The sequence below is a fragment of the Neorhizobium sp. T25_27 genome, from assembly GCF_002968565.1.
Classification (GTDB): domain Bacteria; phylum Pseudomonadota; class Alphaproteobacteria; order Rhizobiales; family Rhizobiaceae; genus Neorhizobium; species Neorhizobium tomejilense.
The window spans coordinates 320610-343115 of sequence record NZ_PVBJ01000003.1 but is presented as its reverse complement, the minus strand read 5'-3'; the positions used below and the strand labels follow the sequence as shown (position 1 = coordinate 343115).

At 59.2% G+C, this 22506-nt stretch carries 19 protein-coding genes; 11 read left to right on the top strand and 8 right to left on the bottom strand.

The annotated features are described in order from the left end of the window. Positions 1-17: 17 nt before the first annotated feature. The 4 genes from C5J24_RS11800 to C5J24_RS11785 form a co-directional block, all read right to left on the bottom strand. On the bottom strand, positions 18-1274 hold the full coding sequence (locus C5J24_RS11800; protein WP_105402510.1) for a sodium:proton antiporter: 1257 nt from the start codon (positions 1272-1274) through the stop codon (positions 18-20). 64 nt (positions 1275-1338) lie between these two features. Next, positions 1339-2070, bottom strand: a complete 732-nt coding sequence (locus C5J24_RS11795; protein WP_105402511.1) for an alpha/beta fold hydrolase — start codon at positions 2068-2070, stop codon at positions 1339-1341. 138 nt (positions 2071-2208) lie between these two features. Next, complete coding sequence (locus C5J24_RS11790; protein WP_105402512.1) at positions 2209-2427, bottom strand: hypothetical protein; 219 nt, start codon at positions 2425-2427, stop codon at positions 2209-2211. Then, a complete protein-coding gene (locus C5J24_RS11785) occupies positions 2424-2726 on the bottom strand; it encodes a hypothetical protein (protein WP_105402513.1) in 303 nt (100 codons plus the stop codon). The genes C5J24_RS11790 and C5J24_RS11785 overlap by 4 nt, the downstream gene beginning before the upstream one ends. Positions 2727-3511: 785 nt before the next feature. Here C5J24_RS11785 and C5J24_RS11780 point away from each other — a divergent pair. Further along, positions 3512-3871 (top strand): response regulator, encoded by a 360-nt coding sequence (locus C5J24_RS11780; RefSeq protein ID WP_105418119.1) that lies wholly within the window; start codon positions 3512-3514, stop codon positions 3869-3871. 87 nt (positions 3872-3958) lie between these two features. After that, the gene (locus C5J24_RS11775; RefSeq protein WP_105418117.1) at positions 3959-5032 is read left to right on the top strand and encodes a sensor histidine kinase; all 1074 of its coding nucleotides are present in this window, start codon (positions 3959-3961) and stop codon (positions 5030-5032) included. Positions 5033-5304: 272 nt separating this feature from the next. Here C5J24_RS11775 and C5J24_RS11770 read toward each other — a convergent pair whose 3' ends face one another. Beyond that, entirely contained in the window at positions 5305-6294 is a 990-nt protein-coding gene (locus C5J24_RS11770) for a TIGR03885 family FMN-dependent LLM class oxidoreductase (RefSeq protein WP_105402515.1), read from the bottom strand. Next, positions 6291-7952: an alpha-amylase family protein gene (locus C5J24_RS11765; RefSeq protein WP_105402516.1), complete on the bottom strand. Its 1662-nt coding sequence runs from the start codon at positions 7950-7952 to the stop codon at positions 6291-6293. Before C5J24_RS11765 ends, C5J24_RS11770 begins: the two co-directional genes overlap by 4 nt. 1167 nt (positions 7953-9119) lie before the next feature. On the opposite strand from C5J24_RS11765, the gene C5J24_RS11760 reads away from it, so the two are divergent. Then, a complete protein-coding gene (locus C5J24_RS11760; RefSeq protein WP_105402517.1) occupies positions 9120-10343 on the top strand; it encodes an ATP-binding protein in 1224 nt (407 codons plus the stop codon). A gap of 139 nt (positions 10344-10482) precedes the next feature. Here C5J24_RS11760 and C5J24_RS11755 read toward each other — a convergent pair whose 3' ends face one another. Then, complete coding sequence (locus tag C5J24_RS11755) at positions 10483-11403, bottom strand: LysR family transcriptional regulator (protein ID WP_105402518.1); 921 nt, start codon at positions 11401-11403, stop codon at positions 10483-10485. A 193-nt stretch (positions 11404-11596) separates the two neighbouring features. Here C5J24_RS11755 and C5J24_RS11750 point away from each other — a divergent pair, with 193 nt between their 5' ends. The 8 genes from C5J24_RS11750 (at position 11597) to C5J24_RS11715 (ending at position 21418) form a co-directional block, all read left to right on the top strand. After that, a complete protein-coding gene (locus tag C5J24_RS11750) occupies positions 11597-13060 on the top strand; it encodes an MmgE/PrpD family protein (RefSeq protein WP_172723924.1) in 1464 nt (487 codons plus the stop codon). 78 nt (positions 13061-13138) lie between these two features. Continuing rightward, on the top strand, positions 13139-14719 hold the full coding sequence (locus C5J24_RS11745; RefSeq protein ID WP_105418113.1) for an ABC transporter substrate-binding protein: 1581 nt from the start codon (positions 13139-13141) through the stop codon (positions 14717-14719). Positions 14720-14782: 63 nt separating this feature from the next. Further along, positions 14783-15754 (top strand): ABC transporter permease, encoded by a 972-nt coding sequence (locus tag C5J24_RS11740; RefSeq protein WP_105402521.1) that lies wholly within the window; start codon positions 14783-14785, stop codon positions 15752-15754. Beyond that, complete coding sequence (locus C5J24_RS11735) at positions 15754-16668, top strand: ABC transporter permease (protein ID WP_105418111.1); 915 nt, start codon at positions 15754-15756, stop codon at positions 16666-16668. Before C5J24_RS11740 ends, C5J24_RS11735 begins: the two co-directional genes overlap by 1 nt. Continuing rightward, positions 16668-17669, top strand: a complete 1002-nt coding sequence (locus tag C5J24_RS11730; RefSeq protein WP_105402523.1) for an ABC transporter ATP-binding protein — start codon at positions 16668-16670, stop codon at positions 17667-17669. Before C5J24_RS11735 ends, C5J24_RS11730 begins: the two co-directional genes overlap by 1 nt. An 8-nt stretch (positions 17670-17677) precedes the next feature. Beyond that, positions 17678-18694 carry an ABC transporter ATP-binding protein gene (locus tag C5J24_RS11725; RefSeq protein WP_245441181.1) on the top strand — a complete coding sequence of 339 codons (1017 nt, stop codon included), beginning with the start codon at positions 17678-17680 and terminating at the stop codon, positions 18692-18694. Beyond that, on the top strand, positions 18577-19944 hold the full coding sequence (locus C5J24_RS11720) for a M20/M25/M40 family metallo-hydrolase (RefSeq protein ID WP_245446623.1): 1368 nt from the start codon (positions 18577-18579) through the stop codon (positions 19942-19944). The genes C5J24_RS11725 and C5J24_RS11720 overlap by 118 nt, the downstream gene beginning before the upstream one ends. Before the next feature lie 16 nt (positions 19945-19960). Further along, positions 19961-21418 (top strand): M20 family metallopeptidase, encoded by a 1458-nt coding sequence (locus tag C5J24_RS11715; RefSeq protein WP_105418420.1) that lies wholly within the window; start codon positions 19961-19963, stop codon positions 21416-21418. Between the two features lie 104 nt (positions 21419-21522). On the opposite strand, the gene purU is transcribed toward C5J24_RS11715, so the two are convergent. Then, positions 21523-22407, bottom strand: a complete 885-nt coding sequence (purU, locus tag C5J24_RS11710) for a formyltetrahydrofolate deformylase (RefSeq protein ID WP_105402526.1) — start codon at positions 22405-22407, stop codon at positions 21523-21525. Positions 22408-22506 lie beyond the last annotated feature (99 nt).

The window sequence follows — 22506 nt, the reverse complement described above, 5'->3', positions numbered from 1 at the left end:
TGTAGATAGACATGAGCTCAGTCAGCCTCCCGGCCGTGCCGCCGATCCAGCCAACGCATCGCGGGCGTCACAGTGAGCCCGTGCATTAGGATCGAGACGAAGACGACGAGCGAGAGGATGACCCACAACCGGCCGCCGTCCTCGAACCGCCCGTGATTGAGGCCATAGGCGAGATAATAGAATGAACCGACGCCCCGAATGCCGAAGAAGGCGATGGTGATTTTCTCGGTGAGCGTCGCGCGAACCCCGATAAGCGCTAGCAAGCCGGTTACAGGGCGAACAACCAGCAATATGAGCACGACGGCGACAATCTCTATCCAGCCGATACTGGACAGCAAGCCATTGACGATAGCGCCGCCAAAGGCGAGCAGCAGGAGCATCATTGCGATGCGTTCGATCTGCTCGGTGATGTCGTGCATGTCGCGCTGGAAGTCGTGGCTCCGATGGGAGTTGCGCAGTGTCAACGCGGTAACGAAGACGGCGAAGAAGCCATAGCAGTGCAGCAGCTCGGACACGCCATACGACACGAAGGTCGCTGCTATCGCTACCAATCCGTCGCCTGTCTTTGCCAGCGTATCACCGGGCATCTTGAAGGTTGCCCAACCAAACACACGGCCGACAAGCCACCCACAGCCAACGCCAGCGATCGTCTCCCAGAGGACATTCAAGGTCAGCCAGCGAGCGAACCAGGGTTCTCCCGTTGTGGCCGCAAGGCTTAAAACGATGGCCAGATGCACGAATGGAAACGCGAAGCCGTCGTTCAGGCCCGCCTCCGACGTCAGCGCAAAGCGAACAGTGTCTTCACCCCCTTCCTGTGGGCCTGCAACCTGGATGTCGGCCGCAAGAACAGGATCGGTGGGCGCAAGGCTTGCTGCCAGCAGCAGCGCGGCCACAACGCTTAGGCCAAGGATTGTCGTGCCGATGAACGCTATCGCGATGATGCTCATCGGCATCGTGATCAACAACAGCCGCCAAGTGGTTCCCCACCCTTTAAATGAGAACCGGCGGTCAATCTTCAGGCCTGCGCCCATCAACGCAACAAGAACCACGAACTCCGTCAAACGTTCGGTGGCGTAGGGGTATGCACCTGGCGATGGGTCCAACGTCACATACGGGGAGGTAAAGATCAGGCCACCAATCGCCAGACAGACGATTGGAAGCGAGAGCGGAAGTCGGCGAAGAGCCAGCGGCAGCCACGCCACCAATGCGATGAGAAGCCCCGCGCCTGTAAGCGCCACTGCATAGGGGTCTGGTTCCCAGCCGTGAATCAACAAGGGTTGGACCTAACTCGCCGTTGCATGAGGTGTGACCCCTTGGGCCATGCAAACCGTGAAATGGTCACTTGGGGGCAGCATCAAGACGTTGCTTCAACAACCAGTCCCATAATTCTGGATCGTTTAGAGTCGCCCATTCGATGTCCGAGTGGTCCACGCCTTCCAGGACACTCAGTCGAGCACTACGTTTCAGCGCCTTGAGGCGTTCGTACATGATGACGGAATCTGATAGGAGGATGACGTCGTCGTCTGTCCCGTGGAAGACCCAGAAGGCAGCCTTCTCATTCGTCCTGCTGAGATAGTGACGATTGCCACCACCTGCAATCGGAACCACTGCGGCAAACTTGTTCGGAAACTGTTCTGCCATGGCCCAAGCCCCAAAGCCGCCCCGACTGTAGCCGACGACGTAGATACGGGAGCGGTCAACCCGGTACTTTGAGATTACCTCCTCAAGTGCCGCTTCTACCTTCTCGATGGGGTAGAGCAGTTCCTCGCTCGGGTTTTGAGGCGAGAAGACCAGGAACGGGAACTGCTTGCCGTCTTCGATCAGTTTCGGCATGCCGCTCGATTTGACCTTCTCGATATCGCCTCCACCTTGGTCACCTCCATGAAGCCATACGACGAGCGGGTAGGAGTCGTTGGACGTCTCATATCCGTTCGGCGTGTACATCAGATACTTGAGGTCGTTTTTCACGGTTGCTGTCGAGGTCATGGCAATTTGATCAGCATGTGCCGCACCAAGCGTACATATCGCCAGCGCGGCGACCAAAGCTGTAGACAAAATCCTTCTCGTCATCCGTTCACTCCTCAATGGCGGTTAACAATGGTCGCATGTGGACCTGCACCCGAACACTCAGCCTCCGTAGGTTGCTTTCCCGGACTTCGACTAGTCATACGGGAAATCGATTATGCTGCCGACAACCCGGCTAGGTCGTTACCCTGGGTTTATGTTCGGGAGGTTCGTCTCAATCTCTCGACGTTTGCTTTCCGGCAAACTGTCGATCTTGTCACGCCAGAAAGCTGCCGCCTCGTCCGGTTCGTCATCCCACAGTCTGGTGTCGACGATGTTGTCATCGAGCTTGGCTCGGCGCTTACCACCAAGCCGAACATATTCGGCAGCGAGGCGAGCGGCTTCCGTCGATGGCCCCGTCATCGTGCAATCCCATAAACAAAGCCGACGATTGCCGCCAAGGCAACCGACGCTATTGGCTGAAGGCGAATCTGATACTCCACTTCCTCACGCATTGTGCGTGGGGCACCGGCAACGGCTGGTGACCGTGGCGTGATTGGACGGCGACGCACTGCCCTCTGCAGACTCCGAAGCTCGGCCTGCAACTCTTCGAGTTCCTTGCGCTGCTCGTAGGCAGGAGATGTGCCCGCCTGCGTTCCCATACTTTCATCGACTTCGTTTGAGGAGGCGGTGACGATTGTCTTGTCGGAGGTACTAGCCATTTCGAACCCTTCCTGAGCGTTGCTTGGAGAACGGGGCTTCGAGCAGAGAGTTCCGGGGACGGAACGCTTCTTCATATAAGGACGGATTGGTGCTTACCCCGGATGTGGCTCGCCGCGATGGGAAAACATTCACGACCGCCTATAATGGAACAGAAAGGGATGCCGTTTCGATTGAAGAGCCCATTCGATCTCGATAGCAGTTATACACGCTGGCGACGGGATCGATCGGCTCAAGCAGCCCTCAGGTAGAGGTTAGACAGATAAGTCAGAACTGCCCGATTTGCCTTCATTTCTGGTCGAGCCGGGTTCGCATCCAGGGCGAACTTGGTCACCTTGACGGTCTAGTCCGCCGTGACCCTATCCGCAACCCGAGCCATGGACTCACCATCGCCCGCGTCGTCCTGAAGACCTGCCTGTGTTTGACGCTCTGACGGGGCGGTCCTCATCGTTGACGGCTTATGGGCACGCAACAAAGCGGACATTTGTGTCGTGACAGAAGGTATCGAAACGGAGTCACAACCCAGCCGGCTTTCCCTCATTTGGTAGATGGGCAAATGGATGCGAACCCTTCGGCAATCACTCCGGGCTCGGCCTTTGAAGAAGTTAAAGTTACAACACGGTGAGCGCCCCTGCGGCAATCAAAGCTGAATTGCTTTCCGCCGGCGATCACGCAATGACGGTTACCTCGCACGTCCCGTTGAGCTAAACGCTGTTGCAGTCGAACAGGAACATGTTGCTCCGCCAGAGAGTTTGCTTGCGTGACACAGATCAGATCGGTGCAAATAATGCCGCGGACGACCATACTGGTGATCGAAGATGAGCCATTGATACGCATGGCGATAGCGGACGATTTGCGCGACGCCGGCTTCCACACCCTGGAGGCAGCAAATGCTGACGATGCCCTTGGTATTCTTTCTACCGAGGCATCGATCGGCGCGATCTTCACCGACATCGATCTGCATGGCGAGTTGGACGGGTTGACTCTTGCCTGGATTGTCAAGGATCGGTGGCCGCCGATCGGGATCATCATAACATCTGGAAAGCGGCGGGTAGAACGGGACCAGATGCCGGACCAGTCGCTTTTCTTTCCGAAGCCCTATGCCCATCGAGCAATCATTGCGGCATTGGCGCGGCTAGTGTCGTAAGCCGCCGACCGTTGTGCGATAAATCCCCTAGCCCTTTCTTTTGATGGCGTGTTATGGACTCCCGCTGCCCGACACTGCGGATACTCCATGACAAAGCCCGACGATCCGAACCCGCCGTCTCCGACCCCTTCCGATCTCCCGCATCTCGCGGAAGCGCTCGACGACAACCGGTTTCGGCAGTTTCTCGATCACGTCCCTTTCGCGGTCGCGGTCGCGGAACTTGGTCACAATGAAACCCTCATCTATGGAAACATCGAATTCGAACGCCTGACCGGAATTTCGGCTGAACAGCTGCAAGGGAAAACCTGGTCTGTCCTTCCCCCGGCTGCCCCCCTTGCAAATGGACCGGAACTCGCTGAGGCTTTGCTTGAAACCGAAGAATACCTCGGTGCTTTCAGCCTCCCGGGCGCCGCGGAAAATAGGGTCGTCGACGCCTGGTCGAATACGATAGTCGATGACGCCGGCCAGCCTCTCTTTCGGCTGTTGGCGATGTCGGCGCGCGAACGCTCCGAGGACCAAGCCGCCATGACCGAGGCGCTGGCGGAAAAGGATGTTTTGCTGAAAGAACTTCAGCATCGTGTCAAGAACAACCTGCAGATGATCACGGCGTTGATCCGGATGGAGGCGCGAAACGCACAGCGTCTCGAAGAGAGTGAACGCTTTCATGGGCTGGCGGGGCGGATCGAGGCGCTGTCGATCCTGTACCGGTCACTCTATGCCGGCAACGACACCGAAACCGTCGATCTCGGAACTTATGTCAGCCAGATAGCTTCATCGGTGATGGCGGTCCATGCGGTCGAGGGCATTCGCCTGGACATGAAGGTCGATACGTGGCCGGTCTCGGTCAATGTCGCCATGCCGGTAGGCCTTGTTGTCAATGAGCTCATGACAAATGCCCTGAAACACGCTTTCAGTGGTCGTGACGGCGGTGAGATCAAGGTGCGCTGCACCGTCGATGATGAAGGCTGTAAGGTTCTCGTCGCTGACGATGGTGTTGGACTTTCGGATAAAGCCGATTGGCCGAGACGAGGCAAGCTCAGCGCCATGATTGTTCAGTCGGTTAAGCACAACGCGAATGCCGAGATAGAAGTAGATTCTGGACCCGGCAAGGGCATGGCGGTAACGATTGCGTTTAGACGGCGGGACGCTGTAGAGGCCTGACTAGGGCATCCTCCGTCCATCGCGGGTGCAGTGGACCACGCGGCGGTTCGCCATGCCGCGCGCTCTTCTAGCAGTTCATACGCTGCTCCTAAAGATATCATGATGCGCCAATTTCCAATCGCCGCCGCCCCTGTCTTAGTCAAGGAAGCGGGCGAGAGCGCAAAAGTCTGATCCACGCGGCGCAACTCTCATGTTCGAATCCGGACAGGAAGCGGCAACTGATCCCGCAGGACGTTCTGCCTTACTGAAGGACCCCGCTCGCGGGCGACCGCTCATCTGCCAGTATCGCGTGTCCCGCTGAACTGGTTCAAGACGCTCTTCCCGAAAATATTGATGAATTCACGCTGATTGCGCCCGACATTGTGGATATAGATCTGTTCGAAACCCATGGCGATATCGGCCTCCAGCCACTCGACATGCTGCCGCAGATCGGCCGAGATGCGTGCATGCTTGTCCATGTCCTCGGGCCGCACATTCGCACAGGCACCGTCGAACTCCTCCGGCAACCGAAGCGTTTGCGACACGGCTGCAGACACAGCATTGCTTCGCCATTGATCGAAGGCGTTCGCCCGGGCCTCATCCTCGGAATCGGCATAGGATACATGGACCTGCAGGTAGAGCGGCTTTCCTATCCCGCCCCCTCTCCGGAAGGCATTGATGATGTCGCTGAGGTTTTCCCGCGGCTGGTTGATCGTGATCAGCGCATCTGCCCAGCGTCCCGCCCATTCCGCGGTCTCGGGCGACAAAGCGCCCGCCACGAGGCGAGGCAGCTCCCCGGGAAGAGTGTGAATTCGCGCCTCGTCCACCTTGATCGGACCATCTCGGTTGACAAGCTTGCCCGACCACAGATCGCGTATGATCCCGACTGCAGATTCCAGCCGTTCATTGCGCTCCCGTTTTGAAGGCCAGCGCTCGCCGGTGACGTGCTCGTTCATTGCCTGGCCGCTGCCGACAGCCATCCATGGCAACCTTCCGGGAAACATCTCCGCAACCGTGGCGGCCGCTTGCGCCGTAATCGCGGGATGATAGCGCCAGCCCAAGGGAACGGTGATGATGCCGAATGGAATGGATTGCGTTGCCTGCAGCGCTGCACCCAGCCACGCCCATGCGAATCCCGATTGACCTTGTCGCTCGCTCCAGGGTGTAAGGTGATCGGAGGACATCACCGCTTTGAAACCTGCGGCTTCCGCAGCCTGGACATAGGTGACGAGTTCGCTTGGCGAAAACTGCTCATGGGAAGCGTGATAGCCAATGAGCGTCATGATCCGTTACCCTCCGAAATAAGCCAGCGATAAGCATAGGGCTCAAGTTCCAGGCGCGGATTCTTGGCGATGTCGAATTCAAAGTAACCAATCAGATCACGGAAATGTCTGGGCTGCATGCCGCCGAAATTGATTTCGACCCTGCTCGTTCGGCCAGCCAGATTGTGCACGAGCAACAGCAGGTCGCCCGCATCCTCAAAGCCGTGAACGAGAACTGCTGGATCGGTCGCGCCGAGCCTCACCGACCGTCCCTTCGCGAAAATCGGCTGGTTTCGACGAAGCGTGATGAACCGTCGAACCCTGTTCAACAGAGAATTGGGGTCGTTCTGCTGATCGGCTACATTCACTTTCCGGTAGCAAAACGGTCCGTCTGTCAGCACCGGCTGACAAAGCTTTCCGGAATTCGCGGTTGAGAATCCTCCATTTTTCCCACCCGACCACTGCATCGGTACCCGAACCGAATTCCGTCCGGTTTGAGAAAGATCCTCGCCGATACCGATCTCATCCCCATAAACGATAAGAGGCGGTCCCTTCAGCGAGAAAATGATGCTCAAGGCCAGTTCGATCCGGCGCTGCTCGCCATTCAGCATCGGGGCGACACGGCGCCGGATGCCACGTCCGAAGACCTGCATTTCTTCTTTCGAGGCGAAGGCTTCGAATACCGACTGCTTCAGATCAGAGGGGACGCGAGAAAAATCGAGTTCGTCGAGATTGCGAAGGAAATTGACCCAATCGCAACCGGGTGGCGGCTCCGGAAGAAGGCTCAGCCCTTGGTTGATGGGGGCGGCTTCTTCTCTGGCAAACCCTGCGAACAGATAGCAGGCAAGCATGAAGTTGAGCAGAAGCTGGAGCTGCTCACCCTCACCAAAGAAGGAGTCGGACGCCTGCGGCGGAAGATTGACCTCTCCGAGAAGAACCCCACCCGGTCGGCGGTCCTGAACGTACGCCCCGATTTGCCTAAGAATGCCGTGCGGATCGCGGGGATTGGCGTGTTCAAGCCCCTTATCCGCAATGATAAGCGGAGCTGCATCCAGCCGAAACCCGCTGACGCCGAAGGCAATCCAATAATCCACGATGCGGAGGATTTCTTCGCGCACCTGGGGATTGGCGGCGTTCAGCTCCGGCTGAAATTCGTAGAAATTGTGAAAATAGTAGGCTCGCGCTACCTCGTCATAGGTCCAGAGACTATCCACCTCGCCGGGAAAGATTGACTTGGCGCCTGCTGCGACGGGCGGAGGGTCGCCGCTCCAGACGTAATAATCGCGATAGCGTGTCTTATCGTCTCGCCGGGCCGCCTGGAACCAGGGATGCTGATCGGAGGTGTGATTGACGACCAGATCGATGATGACGCGGATGCCGTGTTCCCCAGCGTTGTGCAGAAAGGCCAGGAAATCATCAAGCGATCCGACCTTGGGGTTAATGCTATAGAAATCGCTGACGTCGTAACCGTTGTCGCGGTCGGGGCTGCGGTAGAACGGCAGGAGCCAGATGCAGGTGATGCCAAGTTCGGAGAGATAAGTCACCTTCTCGGTGAGCCCTATGAAGTCACCGATACCATCACCATTTCCGTCGGCGAACTTCTCGACATCGACGCAGTAGATAACGGCTTCCTCATACCAGCTGTTGCCTCTGTCCGGCACGCCTCCGTCTCCTGTCATTCTCTTATCGAAAGTGCTTAACGGCCGGGAGGTTGGCATGTTCCATGGGGACGTTCGCCCATGTCGATCAATGCCCTGCTCAGGCCTGGAGCCAAGGTGGCCAGAAAATGTTCTCCGCTCAGGCATGGTTCCCCAAGACAGAGGAATAATCAGGCCTCGGCGTCCGGCTATGGAGCAGTTCGCCCCGCTCCTTCAGAACCAAGTAGGCTGCTGCAGCAACCAGATCTGCCTGAGATCGCGGATCAGTCGAGATGCAGAGAACTGCGCAGAGAACCCGGCCGGCCCCGCCATCGCCTGCATCGACGCAGCAATCGCGCTGGCAGAATTCTTGAGCCACTACCCGATCAAACAGCGAAGGCGGGCGCATCCAAAGGATTCGTGGTGCTGCGCGGTATCGGACCGAAGTCGCAGAGCGCTGGGAAGCCTTGCGAAGCAAGTAGCTGTGTCTAGAGCCGATTGGGTTTCAGACTCCACACCCCGGCAGCAGCACTGGAGCCATCCTCTGAACGGCAGCGGACGATCGAATTTGTTTCTCTCATCCGTAGGCCACTGCTGGAGCGGTGATCATTTGAAGCAAGACCTATAGTCCGCATTGACTAGTAGTAGCATCTCCGCGATTTCGCGCTACTAGATCTTCGCGAAAAGCGTTGACGAGCCGGCGGCCGGGGGAGTGTGGATCCTTGGGTCGCCGATCCATTTTGGCGTTAGCCTGCACTCCAGCACCTTTAAGCAAAAGCGCCTTCGGCAACGACGCCCACGAGATCGGTTGACGAAGGCCGACGCTGATGCTGGTATCAGCCAGTCGGTCATTCAGTAGCTTAGGAAAGTGACGAGTGGGTCGACGGTTCGAGTCGGTTCAAGAACTTGGATTCCTTCCATTTGTCAAAAGCTGCTCGGCTTGGCGGTGTGATGGAAAGATGCACAATTTTGTTTTCGCTTCGCTCCGGATACCCCTCCGCTGAGGATCAACTAAGCCAGTTCCGGTGCCAATGAGCGAAGGTTCAGCAGTGCCTGCGTGACCTCACACCTCCTCCATGCCGCAATCCGGCGTGCTACCTTGTTTTGGTTCTGGTTTCAATCAGTCGCCATGTGGATTTCAGATAGTCATTCCTTGACTTTCAATCGGTCATCTCCATAGTTTCAAACGGTTATCGAAGGAACGAAGCTATGCCGCTGTATCCAAGGCTCGTTGAGCAACGCGTTGCCGACGCCATGTCAGACACGCGAGTCGTGCTGATCGTGGGTCCCCGACAATCCGGAAAAACAACGTTGGCGAAGAAGATGGCCAACGAAGGGATGGAGTATTACACGCTGGACAATGCGACGACGCTCAGTGCCGCGCGACGGGATCCAGTTGGCTTTGTAAGAGGAATGGATCGCGCCATTCTCGATGAAATTCAGCGCGCTCCCGAGCTGTTGTTGGCGATCAAGGAAAGCGTGGATACTGACAAGCGTCCAGGGCGTTTCCTCCTGACCGGTTCAGCCAATCTCATGACGCTGCCACGCGTCGCAGACTCGCTCGCGGGGCGTATGGAGGTCGTCCGCTTGCTGCCGCTCGCTCAAAGCGAGATCAGAACGGCCGGTGGGAGTTTTTTGGTCGACGCCTTCCGAAACGAAGCTAAAGCCGGACAACCAACCGTCGGTGACGACCTGGTGGCTGCAGTTCTGGCAGGTGGATATCCGGAGGCATTGGGTCGCAAAACCTTGAACCGCAGACAGGACTGGTATGGGGATTATATCCAAGCGATCGTTCAACGCGACGTTCGCGATGTCGCGCAAATCGAGCAGATCGCGCAGATGCCGCGCCTGCTACGCATTCTGGCGGAACATTCGGGACAACTCGTGAACTATTCCGGAATTGGCGCCGCCATCGGGATGAACCACGTCACCACGCAAAAATACGTTGCCATATTCGAAAGCCTATTCCTCGCCAGAACGATCCAACCCTGGTTTTCCAACAAACTGAAACGCCTGACTAAGACCCCCAAAATACATTTCCTCGATTCTGGTCTTCTCGCCTCCCTTCGCGACCTCTCTCTCGAGAGACTCCGGGATGACAGAGGGCCGTTCGGAGCGTTGCTAGAGACTTTCGTCTTTGCCGAGGTCCTTAAACTCGCCAGCAGCGGACATACCCGCTTTGAGTTTTCACACTTTCGCGACAAGCAGCAGAACGAAGTCGATATCGTCATCGAAGACAGAAGAGGGAGGGTTGTCGGTATCGAGATAAAAGCGGCAGCATCCGTCTCGACTTCCGATTTTTCCGGATTGCGAATGTTAGCCGAAGCATGTGGAGAGCGGTTTGTTTCAGGCATGGTCCTGTACGACCATGACAAGGTGGTCCCGTTCGGGGAGCGCCTGTCCGCCGTGCCAATTTCGGCATTGTGGCGTTAGCGCGTAGGAATTTAGCTTCAGCCTCCAGACTAGAGCATTCTTGAAACTTCGACCGTTTCGATAAAAAATGGACCTCCGGTTCGGTTCCCGTCAACTGCAAGCAAGATGTAGAATGACGGGGTCGCAAGTTCTACTCCCATCAAGGTGGGAGATAGTCTTGTCGGGGTGATTTCGCGCAGAGTGCTTCCAGTTCCTTGGCAAAGGACATCACCACCGGCCGCAGGACGCTCCGGCGTCGGTAGGCTATGCCGATATTGCGGGTCCACGTCCGGCTGTCGAGCTTCAGGGCCACAAACTGCGCATCGCGTCCCTGCACAAACACGCTGGTGCGGGTGAGATAACTGAGCCATTTTGAGCCGGCGATCATCGACATCTGGAATGTCGATGAGGTTGTTTCGCAGATCGCGAGAGGGCGAGGAAGCTGCGCGGTAGCAAACAGGGCCTCGAGCGCCAGCCGGTCCGGTTCCGGCCGGGCAGGGATCACCCAGCGATATTCTATCAGATCGACAAGGCTCACTTTGGCAAGCTTCACCAGTTCATGATCGCGGTCCGCGACGATGTCGACTGGAATTTCAAGCAAATTGAGAAACTCGATCTCTTCGGAAATCTCCTTCGGCCGAGCCATCACGGCAATGTCGATGGCGCCATTGAGCAGGGAAGCGTAAAGCGCTGAGCTGAGTTCCTCGTTGAGTGAAACATCGACTTCCGGCTGGGCTTTGAGAAATCGCTTGATCGCGGTCGGCACGATTTCCCGCATTGCCGTTGCAACCGCACCGATGCGTAGCCGGCCTCGACGGGCACCCCGCATCGCGTCCAATTCGTTCCGCGCCTCGTCCGTCAAGGAGAGCACGAGCTCTCCATATTCAATCAGCCGCAGTCCGTAGTCAGTTGGTTTGACGCCCCAGGGACCACGATCCAGGAGACGAACGCCCAACGACTCTTCCAGTGCGCGGATGCTCTTGCTGAGCGCGGGCTGTGTCACATTTAATCTCTCGGCTGCGACCCCGAAGCTGGCATAACGCGCCACCAGAACCAGATTTCTCAACTGCCTCAGATCCACGGTCTCTCCAATCGCATGTCCAATAACTTCCGGTTATCCAAATAGCTTCTGGCATCGTCTATTCTCTCGAAGGCCGCAGTTTTTGTGGCGCGTCGCTCTCATATTGGGAGGTTCAAAGCCCGTCCGCAGTCATTCTATTATAACTAAAATTCATCATGCACGACCATTTAGTTTCTTGCCGATGCCTATCCCTTTGGCCAAGATCGACCTCAATAACCGGCAACAAGGCCGGATGGGAACGACGATGCACGCGGTGACGGCGCAAAGAGCCTCTCAAACGGGCGACCAACGAAAACCAGCATTTCGGGCATTGTCCGAATGGGCGGCCGGTGCTTGCCACTTCAGTCCGTCTGCCTACCGTCGCGGTGAAGGCGCGTTCTTGGATATCTCGGCGTGTATGATCGCCGGAATGAATGACGTTTCGACCCGTTCCGTCGTCAACGTGATAGCCGAAGATGGCCTGGGGCAATGCTTCGCGTTCGGAGCATCCGGCAGAGTGAGCGCGCCCTGGGCGGCCCTGATCAATGGAACCGCGGCGCACGCACTCGATTTCGACGACAATTTCGCGCCAGCTTTTACTCATGCGACGGCGGTCCTCGCTCCCGCGCTTCTATCTTTGGTGAACGATCGTAAGGTCGGCGGGACCGCGCTCATCGATGCATTCATCGTCGGGTTGGAACTCCAGGGGCGCATTGGCCGCCTGATGCAGCCTGCCCACTATGAGCGCGGCTGGCATTCCACCTCGACAATCGGAGCTATCGGCACTGCCGGAGCTTGCGCGCGGCTGCTTGGCGCCACTCCGGACCAGGTGCTCGCTGCAATGAGCGCGGCAACCAGCATGGCTGCCGGTTCGAAGCTGCAGTTCGGTTCCATGATGAAGCCGATCCATGTCGGGCTCGCAGCGAAAAATGCCGTTCTTGCGGCTCGGTTTGCCATGGCTGGCATCAGCGCAAATGACGACCCTCTTGCCGGCGACTGGGGTTTTGCCGCGCTAACCGGGGCGGGCGACATTGGCGCCGAGGTCATGATCGAGGGTCTGGGCGAAACGCTGGAAATCGAGGTGAGCGGATTGCTCGTAAAGCGTTTCCCCTGCTGCGGAGCGGCCCATCGCAGCGTCGATGCCTTGGAAGTCCTGCAAAGAGAGCCGGGTTTTTCGATGGAGGCGATCGACCGGATCGAGACGTCTCTGCCCGAGATGGCAAAACGGAACCTGCGCTTCGACAGTCCCACCGATGAAATGGAAGCGCGGTTCAGCGGCACCTATTGCATGGCGCGAATGCTGGTCGACGGAGGGCTGGAACTCAAGCACTTCACGCCGGAAAGCGTTAGGGATGAGCGGATTGCCGCGTGGCTGCCTCGCATCCGCCTGATCGCCTACGACAATGCCCTGATGGTCGACGGCGCGAATTTCAAGACGATCACACGAGTATATCTGAAGGACGGCGGGGTCATGGAGGCGACGGTCAGCCATCCGAAAGGTTCGCCGGAGAACCCGCTGAACGAGGATGATCTCTTGGCAAAGTTTCAGGCGTGCTGCGCCTGGAGCGGCCACGCCGCAGCGGCTGAACCGCTCTTCGAGCTCGCCAGCGCGTTGGGAGCGGCGACCGACGTCGGTGACGTCATGGCGAGGATTGAAAGGATCCTGCGCATCCAATAGCCGGCCCATCCGGGTCGATCGGTAAAGGGAACTTCTTCGAAGAAATACAAAAACGAAGACAGAAAACGGAGTGAAATCATGAATAGCGTGAAAACCAGGCTGGCCGCTTCCGCAGTCTTCCTGCTTATGGGTGCATTTTCTCTTTCTGCGGCGGATCTGAAGATCGGTGTCAAATCGGAGCCCTCTTCGCTCGATCCGCAGTTCCACGTTCTCGTGCCGAACGTGCAGGTGACCTTCGCCATGTTCGATCCGCTTGTGATGATGGACCCGAAGCTGGTGCCCCAGCCTGCGCTGGCCGAGAGCTGGAAGCCGACCAGCGACACGGTCTGGGAATTTACCCTGCGGAAGGATGCAAAATTCTCCGATGGTTCGCCGCTGACCGCCGATGACGTGGTTTTCACGTTCGACCGCATTCCGAAAGTTCCGAACAGCCCCACGGCTTTCACGCTGTTCACCCGCCAGATCGCCAAGGTGGAGGCAGCGGATGCGCACGCGGTGCGCATCACTACAAAGCAGCCCTATCCGCTGCTGGTCACCGACATTGCCAACCTGCCGATCCTGTCAAAGGCCGCCGCATCCGGCCCGGCTCCGGAAGGCAAGACGACCGTCGAGTTCAACCGCGGCGAAGGACTTGTCGGCACCGGGCCGTTCAAGTTCGTTTCCTGGCAAAAGGGCGCGGATCTGGTTCTGGAGCGCAATCCGAATTATTGGGGCAAGCCGGCGGCATGGGACAAGGTGATCTATCGTCCGATGACCAATCCGGCGGCCCGCGCGGCTGCCCTCCTGTCCGGCGACATTGACATGATGGAAGACCCGCCGACGACGGACCTGGAACAGTTCAAGACGAACCCCAAGCTCTCGGTCGCGGAAGCTCCCGGCACCCGTATCGTCTATATCGCTCTGGACCAGAAGGGCGAACCAAGCCCCGGCATCCCCGGCCAGGGCAACAAGAACCCGTTGATGGACAAGCGGGTCCGCGAAGCGCTTTCGCTGTCCATCGATCGCAAGGCGATCGCCGAACGGGTGATGGGCGGGGTCGCCGTCGCAACGGGAGACCTGCTGCCCGAGCCGATGTTCGGCGCGGTCAAGGCACGGCAGGCCGCACCGGCGGTCGACACCGCCAAGGCCAAGGCGCTGCTTGCCGAAGCCGGTTATCCCAACGGCTTCCAGATCACGCTCGGCACTCCGAACGGCCGCTACGTCAATGACGCCCGCATCGCGCAGACGATCGCCGCCATGTGGACGCGTGCCGGCGTCAAAGCCGAAGTCGCCGCCGCCGCTCCGCCGGTGTTCTTCAAGAGCCGCGACAATTTCGAATACAGCGCCTATCTCGCCGCCTGGGGAAATTCCACGGGCGAGATCTCTACGACGCTGCGGTCGCTGGTCGGAACCCGCGAACCGTCCAAGGGATCCGGCACGTCGAACGGTGGGCGCTATTCCAATCCGGACCTCGACGCGCTTCTCGACAAGGCATCCGCCACGATGGATGACAAAGCCCGCAAAGAGCTGCTGCAGAAGGCCGACGAGATGGTTCTGTCCGACTACGGCATCATTCCGGTACATTTCGAAGTGCCGGTCTGGGCGCTGCGCAAGGGCCTGAGCTACGCTGCCCGCGCCGATCAGTATACCCTGCCTCAGGACGTCACGTCCGCGAAGTAATCAAGTTTCCGGCCTGCTTCGCGATGCGCAGCAGGCCGGAACACGCGAAAGAAGGACAGGCGAGTGCCCGTTTTTATCATCAACAGACTGTTTCAGGCGCTCGGCGTGATCCTTGTCATGTCGGTCCTGGTCTTCGTCGGCCTTTACCTGATCGGTGATCCGACGTCGATGCTGGTGAGTCCCGAGGCAACGGAGATCGAACGGCAGGCGCTGCGCAAGGCGCTTGGTCTCGATCAATCGATATGGCTTCAATACCTGACGTTTCTTGGAAATGCCGCGCAGGGTGATTTCGGTCGCAGCTTTCTCACCGGCCAACCGGCGCTGCAGCTGATCATCGAGCGCATGCCCGCGACCGTCGAACTCGTGATCGTCGCCATGACATTTTCCGTCGTCGGCGTTCCCCTGGGCATACTGGCCGGGTTGCGGCCAAAGGCGCCGTCCAGCAAGGCGATCATGACGGGCTCGATTCTCGGCTTCAGCCTGCCGAATTTCTGGATCGGCCTCATGCTGATCATGCTGTTTGCGGTCTATCTCGGTGTCCTGCCGGCCTCGGCACGCGGAGAAACCGTCAATGTCGGTCCGGTCGCATTCAGCATATTGACGATCGATGGCTGGCAGCATCTGGCGCTGCCGGCGCTCACGCTCGGTCTGGCCAAAGCCGCGCTGATGATCCGCGTCACCAGAGCTGCCACCCGCGAAGTCCTGCCGATGGATTACATCAAATTCGCCCGCGCCAAAGGACTGCGCCCCTCTCGCATTCTCAACGTCCACCTGCTGAAGAACATCCTGATCCCGATCATCACTGTCGCAGGTTTGGAATTCGGCCAGGCCATCGCATTTGCGGTGGTCACCGAGAGCGTCTTCTCCTGGCCCGGGATGGGCAAGCTGCTGATCGATTCCATCATCACCCTCGATCGTCCCGTGGTCGTCGCCTACCTGATCATGATGGTGTTTTTCCTGGTGATCCTGAACCTCGTCGTCGACATTCTCTACATGGCGATTGACCCGAGTGCCCGCGAAAAGGTGCGCGACTGATGAGCACGCCAACCACCGTTTTACCCACGACAACCGTCGAGGAATCGCCCTTCCGCCGTTTTGTGGTCCAGTTCAGGGAAAACAAGCTGGCTATGGCGGGACTGATCCTGATGATCCTGCTTGCGATTCCAGCCTTTGGGGCGCCGTGGATCGCTCCTCAGAACCCCTATGATATCGGTGCGCTTGATATTCTGGATTCGCAGATGCCGCCAGGCAGCGTCGCCGAGGTTAGCGGCATCACCCATTGGCTCGGCACGGACAGCCAGGCCCGCGACGTCCTCTCCGCCGTTCTCTACGGCATGCGGACGAGCCTGCTGGTTGCGTTCTTGTCCGTCACGGTTTCACTTCTGATCGGCTCGACGGTCGGCCTCTGCGCGGCCTATTTCGGCGGCTGGCTGGACGCCCTGCTGATGCGCATCGTTGACATCCAGCTTTCCTTCCCGGCGATCCTCGTGGCGCTGGTGATGCTTTCGGTCCTCGGCCAGGGACTGGACAAGGTGATCATCGCGCTCATCATCGTGCAATGGGATTATTTTGCCCGGACCGTGCGCGGCACCGCCCTTGTGGAGCGCAATCGCGAGTACGTTCTCGCGGCCCGCTGTCTCTCGCTCGGCTGGCGGCGCATCATTGCCCGCCACCTGTTGCCGAACTGTCTTCCGCCGCTGATCGTCATCGCCACGATCGATCTTGCGAACGCCATCGCACTGGAGGCGACGCTTTCCTTCCTCGGCGTTGGCGTTCCGGTCACCCAGCCGTCGCTTGGCATGCTGATTGCCAACGGTTTCGAATTCATGCTGTCCGGTCAGTATTGGATTTCGTTCTTCCCGGGGATCGCGCTCGCTCTCGCCATCGTCGGCATCAATCTCGTGGGCGATCATCTCCGCGACATTCTCAACCCGAGGAATGCCCTGTGATGGACGTAAGCAGCATGCAAGCAACCGCGACGGCCAGACGGGAGCCGCTGCTCTCGATCAAGGGGCTGAAAACCCATTTCACCACGAGAACAGGCGTTGTGAAAGCAGTCGACGGGGTCGATATCGAACTCGGTCGCGGCGAAATCCTCGGCCTTGTCGGCGAGTCCGGTTCCGGCAAGTCGATCACCGGCTTCTCCATTCTGGGTCTGATCGATCCGCCCGGCCGTATTGTGGACGGCAGCATAGACTATGACGGCCTCAACCTGGTTTCGATGGGCGAGGAGGCGCGCCGGCAACTGCGCGGCAACGACATCGCGATGATCTTCCAGGATCCGTCGATGACGCTCAATCCGGTTCTACGCATCGACACGCAGTTGATCGAAACGGTCCAGGCCCATGCGCAGGTCAGCACGGCGGAAGCCCGGCAGCGGGCCAGGGATGTGCTCGTGCAGGTCGGCATTCCATCTCCCGATGAACGCCTGAAAGCCTATCCCTACGAACTCTCCGGCGGCATGCGGCAGCGTATCGCCATCGCCATCGCTCTTATCAACAAGCCGAAGCTCATCATCGCCGACGAGCCGACGACCGCGCTCGACGTGTCGATCCAGGGCCAGATCATCTATGAGGTGAAGCAGCTTTGCCGCAAGACTGGCACCGCGCTTATCTGGATCACCCACGACCTCGCGGTCGTTGCCGGTCTCGCCGACCGTATCTCGGTCATGTATGTCGGCCGCATCGTCGAGACGGGCGCTACTGCCGACGTAATCAAGAGGCCTTTGCACCCCTACACGCAAGGGCTGATCGATTCCGTCCCTTCGCATGCCACGCGTGGCCACCGACTTCACCAGATCAAGGGCATGACCCCGTCACTGCTCAACCTGCCACAGGGCTGCGCCTTTCGCGAACGATGCGAGAAGGCGACACCCGAATGTCTGGTCGCACCCGAACCGACGCCGTTGCCGGGCGGGAGATCGGTGCGTTGCTGGAATCCAGCTCTATGAGACAGGACATGACGACAGAAAAAAACCAGCAGGAACCGATGCTGGAACTTCGTTCCCTCGCCAAGACGTTCACCAAGCCGGTCGGCGTGGCCGGGCACATCGCCAACCTCTTTGGCGCCGGGGTCAAGAGGATCGACGTGCGCGCCGTCGCAGGCATCGATCTTTCCGTCAGAAGGGGGGAGGTCGTCGGGATCGTCGGCGAGTCCGGCTGCGGCAAGTCCACCGTCGCAAGGATGATCGCCGGTATCAGCAGTATCAGCGCCGGCACCATCAGCTACAAAGGGGTTCCGTCCGCGACGATGACGCCCCAGCAGCGCCAGGATTTTGCGCTGAGCGTCCAGATGATTTTTCAGGACCCGTTCGCCTCGCTTAATCCGCGCATGCGCGTGATCGACATCATCGGTGAAGCGCCCGTCGCCCACGGGTTGATCCGCAAGGCCGAGCAGCGGGCCTACGTCGTCGACCTCATGGAAAAGGTTGGACTTTCCGGCGCCTATGCCAATCGCTACCCGCACCAGTTTTCCGGCGGTCAGCGGCAGCGCATCGGCATTGCCCGTGCTCTTGCGGTCAAGCCATCATTGATCATCTGCGACGAGGCGGTCGCGGCACTCGACGTATCGATCCAGGCGCAGGTGCTGAACCTCTTCATGGATCTGCGCGACGAGCTGGACCTGACCTATCTGTTCATTTCGCACAATCTCGGGGTCGTCGAACATATCTCCGACCGTGTGGTCATCATGTATCTCGGCCGGGTGGTGGAAATCGCACCGACGGAAGAGCTCTTTTCCACGCCCAGCCATCCCTATACGCGGCTGTTGCTGGAGCAGTTGCCGGTGCTTGAAGCCGGGGAACGCGACTACAAGCCGATCCAGGGCGAGCTCCCGTCGCCGCTCAATCCTCCATCGGGTTGTCCGTTCCATCCGCGCTGCCCGCGCGCGATGGATCGCTGCAAGCGAGACATTCCCGAACTCAAAGCGATTGGCCCTGGGCGCCTTTCAGCCTGTCATCTCAACGAAGCGGCCTGACCATGCAAATCTTTAAAACCACCCCGCTCGCCGGAGACACCTTGATCCCGGCGCTCCTCGTCAGCGCGCCTTTCAGGGCTGCAGTCAATTCACTCGCACAAACGCATGATCGTTTCATCAGCGAGCTCGTAACACTCACCGAAATTCCGGCACCTCCCTTCAAGGAAGAAGTCCGCGGGCGGGCGTACCGGGACATGCTGGAGGCTGCGGGCTTGAAGGATGTCGCGATCGATTCCATCGGCAATGTCACGGGCGTTCGCCGGGGAAAGGCTTCGGACGGGCGTATGATCGCGGTTTCCGCTCACGTCGATACCGTGTTTCCCGAGGGGACCGATGTTACCGTCCGGCGTGAGGGTTTTCGTCTTTCCGCACCGGGCGTGGGCGACAACACCCGTGGCCTTGCCGCCATCCTGGCCTATCTCCGTGCTCTCGATGCCGTCGGAATGGAAACTCGGGACGACATTCTTGTTCTGGCGAGCGTTGGCGAGGAAGGCGAAGGCGATCTGCGTGGCATGCGGCACTTCTTTGCCAACAGCGCCTATCGTGGCCGAATTGCCGCTCTCATATGCCTTGATGGCCCGACGCCGGCCGATACTATCGTTTCCGCGGGAACGGGATCGAAACGCTACCGGGTGACGTTCCGAGGGCCGGGTGGCCATAGCTTTGCTGATCATGGCATCGTCAATCCGATGATTGCCGCAGCCCGTGCTGTTGTCGAACTCGGGCGTCTTTCCTTGCCGGACGACCCGAAGACCACGTGCAGTTCCACGGTCATAAAAGGCGGCAGTTCCGTCAATGCCATCCCTGCTGAGGTTTCGCTGATGGTGGACCTGCGTTCCAATTCGGCATCTGAACTGGTGGACCTCGATACCCGTTTTCGCCAGATCGTGCTGCAATCCTGCCATGTCGAGAACGATAGCCGCTCTATCGAGAAGGGCTCAATTGCTGTCGAGATCGTGCTGATAGGCGATCGGCCGGCCGGGTTCACCACCGATGGTGAACTGACGCGATCTGCAGCGGCCGCCATCGCAGCGATTGGCCAGACCCCGGTGTTCAGCTCGTTTTCGACAGATGCCAACGTCGCCATGAGCCTCGGCGTTCCAGCCGTTACCCTTTCGTGGGGAGGGAAGGGCGGCGACGCCCATACGCTGGGCGAGTGGACGGACGTGGATCCGGCGACGACTCTTCCGGAAATGTCCGTCGGACTGGCCGTGCTGCTCGCCTGCGCGGGCGCCGATATTCTGAAGTGATCGAGGAATGACCGATATGCAGGACAAGGCTGAAGCGACACGGCGCAACGACGTTCTCGACGCCGACCATATTTCACGCTGCGCCGACGCCAAGGCTCCGGCCTTCATCGATCTCAGCGATCGCGTCTGGGGCATGCCGGAGCTGCGTTTCGAGGAGTTCCGATCGGTGGAGGAGCATATTGCCGCTATGGAAGCCGAAGGCTTTCGTGTCACCCGCGGGATCGCAGGAATGAAGACCGCCTTCGTGGCCCAAGCAGGCGAAGGTGACGTCACGATCGGGTTCCTTGGGGAGTTCGACGCTCTGGCCGAGCTTTCCCAGGAAGCCGGCATCACGGAGCAGCGGGCTGCCGAGCCGGGCGCCAATGGCCACGGATGTCATCACAACCTCCTGGGCGCCGCATCGCTTCTTGCGGCAGTCGCCCTCCGGGACGCTTTGGCCGAAAGCGGTGTGAAGGCACGGGTTCGATATTATGGGTGCCCTGCCGAAGAGGGGGGATCGGGTAAGACCTATATGGCGCGCGCAGGCGCATTTGATGATCTGGATGCCGCCTTCTGCTGGCACCCTTGCGTCTACAACGCCGTCATGTCCTCTTCGACGCTCGCCAATATCCAGGCCTATTTTCGCTTCAGCGGTCGTGCGGCGCATGCCGCGATGAGCCCGCAGGTCGGTCGCAGCGCTCTCGACGCCGTCGAGCTGATGAATGTCGGCATCAACTATATGCGCGAGCATATGCCCTCGGACGCCCGCGTGCATTATGCGATTACCCAGACTGGCGGCATTTCTCCCAATGTCGTGCAGGCTTCCGCAGAAGGTCTCTACCTGGTCCGTGCGCCAAGCCTCGGTGATGTCCGCAGCCTTTTTGAGCGGTTGCGCAAGATCGCCGAGGGTGCTGCGCTCATGACCGAGACGAAGGTCGAGATGGTGTTCGACCGCGCCACTTCGAATATCCTCCCCAACCGTACCCTGGAGGAGGTGATGCATGAGCAGTTTACGAGGCTGGGTGCCCCCGATTTCGATGAGGCGGACTTCGACTTCGCCGACAGGTTACGGGCCGCCGCACTGACGGATGACGACGTCCGCGCGAGCGCCGAAGCCTTTGGCGGGCCGGCCGATTATCCGAAAACTCTGCATGATGGGATTCTGCCGCTGCCAGAAAAGCCCGGCCTGCTCTTTGGTTCGACGGATGTGGGCGATGTCAGCTGGGTTGTGCCCACCGCGCAGTGCCTGACAGCGACCGCGGCGATTGGCACGCCGTTTCATGCCTGGCAGACCGTAACACAAGGCAAGCTGCCGGCCGCCCACAAGGCCATGGTCACGGCCGCCAAGGTGATGGCGGCAACCGCTGCAAGGGCGATTGCCAATCCGGCATTGTTGTCGCGCGCCAAGGAAGAATTGCACGGACGGCGTGGTGGGCTGGCGTATCGGACCCCGCTCCCCAAAGACAGTGAGCCACCGATCCGAGCCGACCGATAGGTAGTTCTAAATAGAAGCGGCTCACCTGGTCGCCGGCAGCTCGTGAGGTTTCCGCTTCGATCACGGCAGCAGCGGTGGTCGTCCCTCGATGACAATGGCCACGTTCACCCCATGCGCTCGGAGGCATAGGAACCCGGGCTCGCCGGGAAGACGACGGTGCGATGTCCGTTAATGAAGGTGCGGTGGTGGATATGGGCGTGGATGGCGCGCGCCAGCACCTGGCTTTCGACGTCGCGGCCGAGAGAGACGTAGTCATCCGGAGACTGCGCATGAGTGACGCGCACGGTGTCCTGTTCGATGATCGGACCTTCGTCGAGATCGGCGGTGACGTAATGGGCCGTGGCGCCAATCAGCTTTACGCCACGTTCGAAAGCCTGCTTGTAGGGATTGGCGCCCTTGAACGACGGCAGGAAGGAATGATGGATGTTGATGATCCGGCCGGACATCTTCTGGCACATCTGATCGGACAGGATCTGCATGTAGCGGGCAAGCACGATGAGTTCGGTGCCGGTCTGCCCGACGAGGTCCATGATGCGCGCTTCGGCCTCAGGCTTGTTGGCCTCGGTCACCGGAATATGATGGAAGGGGATATCGTGATTGACCACGACCTTCTGGTAGTCGAAGTGGTTGGAGACCACGCCGACGATCTCGATCGGCAGTGCGCCGATCTTCCAGCGGTAGAGCAGGTCGTTCAGGCAGTGGCCGAAACGCGATACCATCAGCAGGACCTTCTCCCGCTTGGCGGCATCATGCAGGCTCCAGGTCATGCCGAAACGCTCGGCGATAACGGGGAAGCCCTGTGCGAGCTTCGCTTCATTGGCCTCTTCCTCGGAGATGAAGGAGACGCGCATGAAGAACCGACAGGTGCCGAGGTCGTCGAATTGGGATGAATCGACGATGTTGCAGCCCTGATCGGCGAGATAGCCGGAGACCGCAGCGACGATGCCGCGGGTCGACGGACAGGAAATGGTCAAAACATAGGTCTTCATGGTCATCTCGCGAATGGCCTGTGACGGCGTCATCTGAATTGTAGGACGGGTGCATAGGGGGAGGCGGTGCAGGTTGCTCGCAACCAGCACCGCCTCGGC